Origin of the sequence: Massilistercora timonensis, assembly GCF_048354975.1 — a bacterium.
In the GTDB taxonomy this organism is placed as follows: Bacteria; Bacillota; Clostridia; order Lachnospirales; family Lachnospiraceae; genus Massilistercora; species Massilistercora timonensis.
The window spans coordinates 1-10,908 of sequence record NZ_DBGCJQ010000041.1; the positions used below are offsets into that span (position 1 = coordinate 1).

Below are 10,908 nucleotides of genomic sequence, written 5' to 3' on the forward strand. Positions count from 1 at the left end.
CTCCCGGATGGGGGTTCCCTCCGTCATCGCGCGCCTCCTTAAGTTTCCCTTTACCTTCAAATGCCCCGGCGTCTTTCAACTGCCGGGGCACCCTTTTAAATTCTTGTTATATGCTGTTACTCTACTGCCAGGATATAATAGTAGATCGGCTGTCCGCCGCTGTGGACATCCACATCCACATCCGGATAGAGCTCTGTGATCTCCTGGGTAAATTTCTCCGCATCTTCCTCATTTACTTCCTCGCCGTAATAGAGGCTGATCAGTTCAGAATCCTCGTCCACCAGCTGGGAGAGCATATCCTTGACAGTCTCCTCGATCTCGCTTCCCACAGACAGGATCCCCTTGTCGCCGATCCCCATGATGTCTCCTTCATGGATCTCTTTGTCGTCAATGTGGGTATCCCGCACCGCATAGGTGATCTGACCGGATTTCACATGCTGGATCTGTTCCAGCATAGCCGCTTCGTTTTCCTCGGCGGAAGCTTCCGGCATAAAGTTGATGATGGCGGTGATCCCCTGAGGAACCGTCTTGGTGGGGATCACAATGATCTTCTTGTCTTTTACCAGATCTTTCGCCTGGTTGGCCGCAAGCACGATATTCTTATTATTAGGAAGAATGAAAATGGAATCTGCGTTCACATGATCCACCGCGTTCAGCATGTCCTCCGTACTTGGATTCATGGTCTGGCCGCCCTCGATGATATAGTCAGCGCCCAGCTCCCGGAAGATCTCATTCATTCCCTCGCCGATGGATACCGCGATGAAGCCCATGGGCTTCCTTGGCTCATCCTTCTTCGCCTCTTCTGCCTGCTGCGCCGCAACCTTCTCCGCCTCACGGATCAGTTTCTCCTGATGCTCTTCCCGCATGTTGTCTACCTTCATCCGGGAGAGCTGGCCGTAAGTCAGGCCTTTCTCAAAGGCCAGGCCGGGATGGTTGGTGTGCACGTGGATCTTTACCACATCCTCGTCCGCCACGCAGACAATGGAATCTCCGATGGAAGAAAGATAAGACTTCAGTTCCTTCTCATCCTTTTCCGTAAATTCTTTCTCTGTCAGAATGATAAACTCGGTACAGTAACCGAACTTGATATCCGCCGCTTCCTGAGGCGCCGCCATCTTTCCAACGCCCGCTCCGCTTCCCGGAGTAATGGCGCTGTAGTCGATCTCCTTGCCCAGGAAAGCGTCATATGCCCCCCGGATCACTTCCAGGAGACCCTGGCCGCCGGAATCAACCACGCCTGCTTCCTTGAGCACCGGCAGAAGGTCCGGCGTCTTTGCCAGCACTTCCTCCGCATGCTTGATCACTTCCGGGATAAATACTTCCAGATCATCTGTCTCCAGCGCCATCTCCGCCGCTTTCTCCGCGATCCCGCTGGCCACTGTAAGGATGGTTCCCTCCTTCGGCTTCATAACTGCCTTGTAGGCCGTATCCCGAGCCCGGGCACAGGCCGCTGCCAGCCCCGCTGCGTCGATCTCCTTCTCCTCCCGGATGGATTTGGTAAATCCCCGGAGGAGCTGGGACAGGATCACGCCGGAGTTTCCTCTGGCTCCACGCAGAGAACCGGAAGAAATAGCCTTGGCCAGATCCTTCATATTATAATCTGTGAGAGCAGTCACTTCCTTTGCCGCAGACATGATGGTCAGGGACATATTGGTCCCCGTATCTCCGTCCGGCACCGGGAAGACGTTCAGTTCATTGATAAATTCTTTCTTGGATTCGATATTCTGTGCGCCTGCCAAGAACATCTTCGCAAGCATTTCCACATTAATAGTTTTTGTAGCCACTTCCTATGTTCCTCCTTAAACTAATCGATGACCCTGACGCCTTCGATGTAGATATTGATCTTGTCCACAGGCATTCCGGAAAATTCTTCCACCCTGTACTTCACATTGCTGATCAGATTCTCCGTCACTGCGGAAATGCTGACTCCATACGCCACGATAATATGGAAATTCAAAGTGATGTGATTCTCCTCCGAAATCATCACCTGGATGCCTCTGGTCAGGCTCTCCTTCTTCAGAAGATGGACCAGTCCGTCTTTTACATTCACCGCGGCCATTCCCACGATCCCAAAACACTCCACCGCAACGGTTCCGGCATATTTTGCCACAACCTCCGGGTCTACGGTGATGATACCAAGGTCGGTGCTTATACATCCCTTCATATTAGAAACCTCCACTTCTCCTAGGATATTTTCCTTGCATATTTGCTTAGTGTTTCTATTATACCCTGTTTCCCGTGATAATACAAGATTCCCGGGCACACAAAAAACCCAGATTCCGTAATGAAATCTGAGTTTTTAACTGCTTTTTTGCACTTTGCCTATGCACGCTCCACTTTGCCTGATCTTAAGCAGGAAGTGCAAACATACATTTTCTTCGTAGCACCATTCTCTGTCTTAACGCGAACAGACTTTACATTTGATTTCCACATCTTAGGTGTCCTTCTATGAGAGTGGCTCACGTGATTTCCAAAATGAGCTCCCTTCTGACAAATAGCACATTTAGCCATGACTACACCTCCTAACGCTCATAATAAGTCTTTCTACAGACTCGCAACAATAGTTATTCTAGCAGAATGATCTTAAAATTGCAAGCATTATTTCAGAATTTATCTTCATTTACAGCAAAATAAATTATAACCTGCCAGAACACACAGTAAAATGCACAGCACTTCCACAAATGTATTGGGCAGGATCAACGCCAGGATGATCCCCACTGCAACCCAGAACAGGGCGAATCCGATGATCCGTTTCAAACTGCTGCCCCCTGCCGGCCTTTTCTATCATTCTATGCCTCAGGCGCCCGGAAGATTACTCCTCTTCCAGGATGTCCATCACATCCTGCTCGCTCATAGTCTCTTCCTTTTTGGAGCCAAACTTGTCCACCACATCCGGGATCATATCCAGGATCTTGGTCATGGTATCCTGGTTCTTGATGTTCACCAGACGGGTCTTGTCATTCTGGATCACCAGGACCGCGCAGGGCGTCATCTTACCGCCGATACCGCCGGCTCCCTTCTCCTTCTGATCTGCGTTGAAGGCGCCCGCCCCCACGGCGAAAGACACATCCACCAGGGGAAGGATGATGGTATCCCCGATATGGATGGCGTCACCCACCACCGTCTTGGATGAGAACACTCCGTCCATCCCGTGGAACAAAGCCTCTACCGTACCCTTGAAATTATTGTCTGCCATACTTCTTATTCCTCCTGTATCCGCTGCCTGATACTCTTACAGCTCAAACTCCTTAATATCTCTGTAGGTCTCCCGCACATCCCGGTTCCAGAACAGGTTCCAGGCAAAGACGGCCACATGCCACAGGCGGGCTTTTCCCTTAACCCGGGCTTTTCCTTCCAGGACGCTGCGCTCAAAATCCGGCCGGATCTCAGTATAGCTTCCAATAAAAGGATAGATCATACTCAGTCCTGCCAGCACCTGTCCCGTGGTGCAGGGATCCTCGAACCCATAGACCACCTGCAGGGCGCCGTCCTTTGGCTTCAGTCCTCCAAGAAGGCGGACCGTCTCCTTTTTCAGCCTTTTCCACGCCGCCTTGTGAGTCTCGCTTTCCAGGAATTGAAGGACCTTGTCCTTCTTCTCCCCTAACAGCCTTATCTTATCACAAAAGCCTGAGAATGTACATTTGATCTTGTGAAACCAGGCCTTTATTTTCTCCCAAAGGGATTTTTCTTTCCTGCGGGAAGTCTTGTGTATCTGCGTTTTTGCTTCTTCAGCATGCGCAGGTTCCGGTTCAGGGCTTTCTTCAGTTTCCGGAACATCTTCCCCTTCTTCATTCTCTTCAGCAGCTTCAATTTCTTCAACTGCTTCAGTTGCTTCAATTTCTTCAACTGTTTCCACTGCTTCGTCTTTTTCAGCCGTTTTAACTGTTTCAGGTTTCTCAGCTTCTTCAGTTGTCTCAGGTTTTTCCCTTTTTTCAGGATATTCATGGCTTACCCTCTCTTCCTCCTCCGGTCTCCCTTTGGTTTTCTTTCCATATTTCTTCCATGCGATCCGCAGTCTCCAGCCGGCCTTCCCGTTCCTGTAATACCCTTCCGCCCGGATGAAATGGAACAGCCAGGTGGCCTTTCCCTTTGCCCTAAAGGTATCCCGGGAACCCTCACATCTGGCAGCCCCCTCATAGCGGATGGGAACAAAAAGAAGGATCCCCGCAAGCAATACCAGTATTCCCAGTATAACTGCCAGTATGATACCTATTATCTTTAAGATCAACAAAAGTATGTGCAGCATCTCATTCTTCCTGTTCCCTGTTTAAGATATAGGAACGGACATCCGTACCTTTTGTCTCATTATACACTTCCCGGACGATTTTTTCTACTAATTCCAGTGCATCCTCATGGTCTTTTGCGATCCCTACCACGAAAAAGTCTCTGTCCGGGAAAGAAGGCTGCAAAAAAAGCAGGCTGGAACAGATTTCCAGCTGTCTCCCCCTCTCTTCCGGAAGGGTCACCAGATGGATAGGCGGCTGAAAGCGCCCGGCCTCCAGGCGCCGGATGATCTTGTCTTTTTTCTTCTCCACTTTTTCTGTCAGGTATAAATACCGGTAATATCTCATGGTTTCTTCCCCGTTATCCGTAATATGCGTCAAACACTTCCTTGGCCACATTGACCGCCTTGGCTCTTCCGTCCGCGGACTCGATGATCACGCTGATCACAAGATCCGGATCCTCCACATTGGACATCCCCACAAACCAGGAATGATCCTTTTCCTTGTCGGAGCTGTATTCCGCCGTGCCGGTCTTGCCTGCCGCCGTATAACTCTGACCGTTCAAAACTGACGCTGTGCCGTACTCTACCACGCTTTCCATATAATCCTTCAGCTGGGCCGCCTCCTGGGAGGTCATAAGCTTGCCGTATTCCTCCGGCCGGTACTCCTTGATCACCGTGCCGGTATAATTGGTGACCGCTTCGATAAGATAGGGCTCCATAAGCGTACCGCCGTTGGCGATGGAGGAAGCGATCAGCGCCATGTGATAAGGGCTCACCTGGGTCTCTCCCTGTCCCATGGCCGTCATCATCCGCACCGCTTCGCCGTCTTCCCCGCTCAGGGTAAAGCTGCTCTTGGTATAGGGAAGATCCCCTGGAAGCTCCCGGTTAAAGAGAAGATCCCCTGCCGTCTCCCGGAAGCTCTCAATATCCAGGGAGGCGCCGATGTTGGAAAATGAGGTGTTGCAGGAATGAGCCAGACTGTCCCTCAGATCCACCTGCCCGTGGACCGCTCCCCGGTAACAGTGGATGGTCACATCCCCCGCCTGGATCTGGCCGGTACAGTCATAGGAATAGGAATCATAGTCTGCATTTTCCCGCATATACTCAAGAGCCGTCACCAGCTTGAAGCTGGAGCCGGGAACATAGTGCCCCTGGGTGGCCCGGTTAAGAAGCGCGCTGTTCTCGTCGGAATTCAGGCTGTCCCAGTTCGCCGCCACGTCTCCCGGCGAGAAATCCGGCTTGGACACCATGGCCAGGATCTTGCCGGTGGAGGGCTCCATCACCACCACCGCCCCTTTCTGGCTTCCCAGGGCGTCATAGGCCGCTTCCTGCAGATCCGCATCCAGAGTGGTCACCACATTGTCCCCCACGTTCTTCTCCCCCTGGAACTCCTTCTGGATCTTCTCCAGGAAAAAGGCATTGGAGGTAAGAAGCTCGAAATTCGCCAGCGATTCGATGCCGGATTTACCCTGATCCGCATAGCCCACCACATGGGCGAACATATTTCCATAAGGATACTCCCGTGTCTCAGATCCGTCTTCCGCCACGCTGGTCTGGGCCAGCACATTGCCGGAGTGGTCCAGGATCTTGCCCCGGATCACCCGGTCCGCGAAAGAATCCTGGCGTTTATTATAAGGACTCCTTATTACTTCCTGGCTCTCAGCCACATTGAAATAAGCCATATATCCCATCATGGCGATAAAAAGCGCCACAAAGAGGTAGGTGACTCTAGCGAACTCTTTGTTTCTGGCGCGCTTTTTCCTGGCCAGGCGCTTTTCCTGCCGTTTTACTTCTTTGCGGTCTTTTCTGGACAGTTCCCGCTGCTGTTCTTTTCTTTGGAGCCGCTTTTGCGCCTCTCTCTGCTCGTAACCGTTCCTTCTTTCTTCTCTCAAGATCTTCCTCCTCGTCTTCCCGCAGGATATAAAGTCCCTGAATAATGCCAAACATAATGATCGTACTCAAAAGCGAACTTCCGCCGTAGCTTACCAGTGGCAGCGTCACTCCCGTAGAGGGGATGAACTTCGTCACGCCGCCCACATTGAGAAACACCTGGAAAATGTAGCAGGTGCCAAGCCCCAGAGCAACCAGTTTATAAAACATGGTATGAAGCTGCATGGCAATATTAAGGAACATCACATAACAGCTGACACATACTAGGATCATACAAAGGGCAAAGATCAGCCCCATCTCTTCCGCGATAGCGGAGAAGATAAAGTCCGACACCGCTACCGGGATGGTCTCCGGAGCCCCCTGGAAAAGCCCCATGCCAAACCAGCTTCCGGTACCGATGGCAAAGAGCGACTGGGCCACCTGATACCCGCCGTTGTCATAGGCCGCAAAGGGATCCTTCCAGGCCAGCACCCGGACCCGCACATGGTTGAAGAGATGATAGGCGACCACAGAGGCCGCGCTTCCCGCCCCCAACCCCGCCAGGATATAGAGAGGCTGGCGGGTGGCCACATAGAGCATCACCAGATATACCACGAAGATGATGAGAGCCGCTCCCAGGTCCTTGGACACCACCAGGATCAGCACATGGAAGGCCGCCAGCGCAGTGGTGACCACAATATTCCTAAACTCCAGAGACAGCTTGAAGCTGGACGCCACAAAGAATACGAACACGATCTTCACCAACTCCGAAGGCTGGATATTGATCCCCGCCACCGTAAAGCCCAGCATGGCGCCTCCGCTGACACGGCCCACCACAATGACCGCCGCAAGAGAGATGATCCCCACAATGGCATAGAAATTTCTCCACTCGGAGAACCGCTTGAACTTCCGGATCACCACCGGCACCACCAGGCTGATGGCAATGGCTCCCGCCGCGATCACAAACTGCTTCACCGCGCTTGCGTAATCCAGACGGGTCAGCATGATCATACCGATACAAAGCAGCATACACATATTGTTGATCACCAGCCTGGACACCTTTGGATAGATCAGTGTATACAGCAATATAGTAGCCCCAAACAGAACTACCTGCATGAGGTAGAACGCCAGAAGCCGGATATCGTTGGTCTCCAGGTACATCACCAGGAAAGCGATGATATGGATCATAAACATCAGCACATTCTGGTTCCGCAGCATCCCCTTCTTCTTGTCCGGATCCTGGAACCCGAATATGCTGAAACAGGTAAAGGTATACATTGTGATCATAAGGATCATCACATATTTTGAAAGCTCTACAATAATATTCAGCAATTCTCCACCTACTTTACACCTCGTTTAAAATGTCCCCTGGTATACTCCCCCTCCGGCGGCAGATCTTTCTCTCCCAGGACAAAGGTCCTGTAACACCGCTTCAGGATCCTTTCTGCCTCCTCTTTCGTCTCCAGAGTCAGGTCGATCCGCAGCCCGGCGGGATCCAGGCTCTCCACCTCATCCGCCAGGGAGATAAGATCCAGGGGCGCACAGTTATAGATAATATTATAGCAGTATCTGCAGCAGTTTTTTACAGGAAATTTCTTTTTCTGCCGGTCTTCCAGAAAAAGAAGACCCTCGGCACGGCTGCAGCCCGTACCGCTTTTCTGGATACAGTTGGCAGTGAGCATCACCGGCAGATACCCATATATAATAAGATAAGTTCCTTCCATCCCAAGCCGGGCCAGCTCCCTGCGGTTCAGTTCCACCGGCGCTGTGGCCCTCCAGATCCCATTCTCTGCCAGAAAGGATCTGCTCCTCTGGTTCCATCCATAGAGGTTGGCGTCCGAGCAGATCTTCTTCTCAAACCCCTGGTCCAAAAGCCACTGGCGGCTCTCCCAGTTGCGGATCAGCGCGCCGTCACAGACACGCGCCAGACCTTCATAGAATGTTCCAAATCTTCTGGCCGCGTCCTCCCGGAAAAGATGGGGCATGGCAAAAACAAGACCCTTCCCCTGGCTTTTGACATCCCTTAAGAATTCCTCCGGCTCTTCTGTAAGCGGGCCGTCCAGGATGATCTCTCCCACTCCCGGAGCAGCAAGAGCTGCTTCAAGCTGCCCTCTTGTCTCCACCCGGACCAGAAATCCGGAAGCCTTCTCCTGCGGGAAGGATTCTCGCTTTTTCTCTCTGTCAGACACTTCCGGCTCTCTTCGCTCCGCTAAGAGGACCGCTTCCTTCAGCCTGCCGATCCCTTCCCTTCGCAGGCTGTTCAGCGCCTGCATGGGAAGGAAGACCTCTCCTTCTATCCGGATCTTAAGATCCTGGAAGCAGAAAGGCTCGTCCCCGGTCTTTCGCATCTGCCGCTCCACCCGCTCCCGGTCAAGAGGCTGATTCTGAGCCTGCTGTACCAGATCGCCTTCCACCTCCACGTGGATCTCCCCGTGATCCAGTTCCAGTTTAGCACGGTTTCCTGTGGAAAGTATTAATATCCCATTAATTTTTTCTTGGGTTTTCTCCCTGGGGATCTGGATCTTCTCATTCTGTGCGCCCTGGGGCCGCTGAAAGGAGATCATTTCCCGGCCGTTCCGCCGGTGATAATATCCGTCGCAGTAACCCCTCCGCCGGTATGCCCCCTGTAAGAGTTCCAGGTCCTTTTGATCCACCCGGAACCCTTCTTTCCCCTGGGCATAATAGAGATCTGTGTACTTCCGGTACATCCGGGCAACCTGCCAGACATAATCCGGCTGTTTCATCCGCCCCTCGATCTTAAAGGAATCCACTCCTGCCTCGATCAGCTCCGGGATCAGGGAAAGGGCGCACAGATTCTTCATACTCAGGATGTCCTGCTGCTTTCCTCCTTCTACCCGGTAAGGCAGCCGGCAGGGCTGGGCGCACTGTCCCCGGTTCCCGCTCCTGCCTCCGATCAGACTGCTCATCAGGCACTGTCCGGAGTAACAGTAACACATGGCCCCATGGACGAAGCACTCCATCTCCAGGCCGCTTTTTTCCTTCATCCGCCGGATCTCCTCAAGAGACAGTTCCCTTGCCGGCACGATCCGGGTCGCCCCCCTGTCTTTAAAAAAGCGGGCGCCTGCTTCACTGGTCACCGTCATCTGGGTACTGATATGGACCGCCAGATCCGGGAACCGCTCCCGCACTAGATCCAGCACTCCCAGATCCTGGACGATCACTGCATCCAGTCCCTCCCGGTAAAAAGGCATAAGATATTCTTCCAGCTCTTCTGTCTCCCGGTCTTTGAGGAGCGTATTCACCGTCAGATACAGCTTTCTTCCCCGCAGATGGACATACTCCAGCGCCCGCAGAAGATCCTCCCGGTCAAAATTGGCCGCAAAGGCCCGGGCGCCGAACTGGCGCCCGCCCAGATATACCGCATCCGCACCGGCCTGCACCGCCGCCTCCAGACATTCATAGGATCCTGCCGGAGCCAGCACTTCTGTCTCTCTGTTCCTCATCTGATCTCAACCCTTCAAAAAAGGCTGTCCACTGACAGCCTTTACTTCTGTTTGTTCTTCATCTGTGTCTCAAGCTCCACGATCTTCATCTGAAGCTCCTTGTTCTCTTCCTTTAGCCTGTCCATGGCCTTCTCCGCGTTCTCCAGCTTGATCTGAACGGAGATCAGCTCGTGCTTCAGGTCGTACATATCTTTGTCCTTGGCCTCGATATCACTCTCCAGCGAGGCCCCCTGCTTTCTCGCCTTGAAATAATCGTCCGCGATGTTTAGCGCCAGGAGGACGTTCCTGGTCTCGGAATTCTGCTTGCGATATCCTTCGCTGCTGCTGCATTCTTCGATCTTATGATTCAGATAGGTAGACACCTTCTGCAGGTACTCCTCGCTCTCAAACCCGCTTAAGGTAAATACCTTTCCTCCGATCAATACTTCAGTATAATTTTTTGATGATGCCATAGAAGTCTCCCTGACCTTTCCTAATATCTGTGAACCTATTATAAACCAGTTTCCCGCAAAAACCAACTATTTTTCTTCATTTTCAGGGGAAATCCCCAGATGGGCGTAGGCCTTCTCCGACGCCACCCGTCCTCTGGGCGTGCGCTGGAGAAACCCGTTTTTCAGAAGATAGGGTTCGTACACATCCTCGATGGTCCCCCCATCTTCCCCGATGGCCGCCGCCAGAGTGTCAAGCCCCACCGGTCCTCCCTGGAACTTCTGGATAATGGTCAGAAGCAGCTCCCGGTCCGTCTGGTCCAGCCCGGATTTATCCACATCCAGAAGGTCCAAAGCCCCGTTGGCCACCTGCTCCGTGATCTTCCCGTCATAACGCACCTGGGCGAAGTCCCGCACTCGCTTCAGAAGCCGGTTGGCAAGTCTTGGGGTCCCCCGGGATCTTCGTGCCAGAGCATAGGCTCCCGCCTCGTCGATCTCCACCTCCAGCACCTGAGCTGAGCGCAGGATGATCTGCTTTAATTCCTCAATGGTATAGAACTCCAGCCGGTTGACCACCCCGAACCGGTCCCTTAACGGTGCCGTCAGCATTCCCGCCCGGGTCGTCGCCCCCACAAGGGTAAACTTAGGAAGATCCAGCCGGATGGAACGGGCGGTCGCCCCTTTTCCGATCATAATGTCGATGGCATAGTCCTCCATGGCAGGGTACAGCACCTCTTCCACCTGCCGGTTCAGCCGGTGGATTTCATCCACAAAGAGCACGTCCCCCTCCTGCAGGTTGTTTAAGATAGCCGCCATCTCTCCCGGCTTCTCGATAGCCGGTCCGGAAGTGATCTTAAGATTCACCTCCATCTCATTTGCGATGATCCCTGCCAGCGTGGTCTTTCCAAGCCCCGGCGGCCCG

The 10,908-nt window shown here is 52.8% G+C and carries 12 protein-coding genes; all 12 read right to left on the reverse strand.

What is annotated here, in order from left to right:
* Positions 1–116 precede the first annotated feature (116 nt).
* Positions 117–1,784, reverse strand: a complete 1,668-nt coding sequence (locus tag ACML7B_RS03225) for a DAK2 domain-containing protein (RefSeq protein ID WP_346708446.1) — start codon at positions 1,782–1,784, stop codon at positions 117–119.
* Positions 1,785–1,804: 20 nt separating this feature from the next.
* On the reverse strand, positions 1,805–2,164 hold the full coding sequence (locus ACML7B_RS03230; protein WP_106788285.1) for an Asp23/Gls24 family envelope stress response protein: 360 nt from the start codon (positions 2,162–2,164) through the stop codon (positions 1,805–1,807).
* 158 nt (positions 2,165–2,322) lie between these two features.
* Entirely contained in the window at positions 2,323–2,511 is a 189-nt protein-coding gene (gene rpmB, locus ACML7B_RS03235) for a 50S ribosomal protein L28 (protein ID WP_106788287.1), read from the reverse strand.
* 105 nt (positions 2,512–2,616) lie between these two features.
* Positions 2,617–2,757 (reverse strand): hypothetical protein, encoded by a 141-nt coding sequence (locus ACML7B_RS03240; protein ID WP_165697940.1) that lies wholly within the window; start codon positions 2,755–2,757, stop codon positions 2,617–2,619.
* 55 nt (positions 2,758–2,812) lie between these two features.
* Positions 2,813–3,196, reverse strand: coding sequence for a GerW family sporulation protein (locus ACML7B_RS03245; RefSeq protein WP_106788288.1), 384 nt, complete (start codon positions 3,194–3,196; stop codon positions 2,813–2,815).
* Between the two features lie 36 nt (positions 3,197–3,232).
* Positions 3,233–4,246, reverse strand: coding sequence for a DUF2953 domain-containing protein (locus ACML7B_RS03250; RefSeq protein ID WP_418539302.1), 1,014 nt, complete (start codon positions 4,244–4,246; stop codon positions 3,233–3,235).
* A 1-nt stretch (position 4,247) separates the two neighbouring features.
* Positions 4,248–4,571: a hypothetical protein gene (locus ACML7B_RS03255; RefSeq protein ID WP_346708448.1), complete on the reverse strand. Its 324-nt coding sequence runs from the start codon at positions 4,569–4,571 to the stop codon at positions 4,248–4,250.
* A 13-nt stretch (positions 4,572–4,584) separates the two neighbouring features.
* On the reverse strand, positions 4,585–5,919 hold the full coding sequence (locus ACML7B_RS03260; RefSeq protein WP_418539306.1) for a peptidoglycan D,D-transpeptidase FtsI family protein: 1,335 nt from the start codon (positions 5,917–5,919) through the stop codon (positions 4,585–4,587).
* Between the two features lie 34 nt (positions 5,920–5,953).
* Positions 5,954–7,426 carry an FtsW/RodA/SpoVE family cell cycle protein gene (locus ACML7B_RS03265; protein WP_418539303.1) on the reverse strand — a complete coding sequence of 491 codons (1,473 nt, stop codon included), beginning with the start codon at positions 7,424–7,426 and terminating at the stop codon, positions 5,954–5,956.
* Positions 7,427–7,434: 8 nt separating this feature from the next.
* The gene (locus ACML7B_RS03270) at positions 7,435–9,558 is read right to left on the reverse strand and encodes a peptidase U32 family protein (RefSeq protein ID WP_418539304.1); all 2,124 of its coding nucleotides are present in this window, start codon (positions 9,556–9,558) and stop codon (positions 7,435–7,437) included.
* A 41-nt stretch (positions 9,559–9,599) separates the two neighbouring features.
* Positions 9,600–10,010, reverse strand: a complete 411-nt coding sequence (zapA, locus tag ACML7B_RS03275) for a cell division protein ZapA (protein WP_106788296.1) — start codon at positions 10,008–10,010, stop codon at positions 9,600–9,602.
* 66 nt (positions 10,011–10,076) lie between these two features.
* Positions 10,077–10,908: Holliday junction branch migration DNA helicase RuvB (ruvB, locus tag ACML7B_RS03280; protein WP_418539305.1), on the reverse strand; the 832-nt coding region annotated here is incomplete at its 5' end.

Coding starts and splice junctions, on each gene's coding strand:
- zapA (WP_106788296.1), bottom strand. CDS start 10,010: ATGGCATCATCAAAAAATTATACTGAAGTATTGATCGGAGGAAAGGTA.
- ACML7B_RS03270 (WP_418539304.1), bottom strand. CDS start 9,558: ATGAGGAACAGAGAGACAGAAGTGCTGGCTCCGGCAGGATCCTATGAA.
- ACML7B_RS03230 (WP_106788285.1), bottom strand. CDS start 2,164: ATGAAGGGATGTATAAGCACCGACCTTGGTATCATCACCGTAGACCCG.
- ACML7B_RS03250 (WP_418539302.1), bottom strand. CDS start 4,246: ATGCTGCACATACTTTTGTTGATCTTAAAGATAATAGGTATCATACTG.
- ACML7B_RS03255 (WP_346708448.1), bottom strand. CDS start 4,571: ATGAGATATTACCGGTATTTATACCTGACAGAAAAAGTGGAGAAGAAA.
- ACML7B_RS03245 (WP_106788288.1), bottom strand. CDS start 3,196: ATGGCAGACAATAATTTCAAGGGTACGGTAGAGGCTTTGTTCCACGGG.
- ACML7B_RS03260 (WP_418539306.1), bottom strand. CDS start 5,919: ATGATGGGATATATGGCTTATTTCAATGTGGCTGAGAGCCAGGAAGTA.
- rpmB (WP_106788287.1), bottom strand. CDS start 2,511: ATGGCTAAATGTGCTATTTGTCAGAAGGGAGCTCATTTTGGAAATCAC.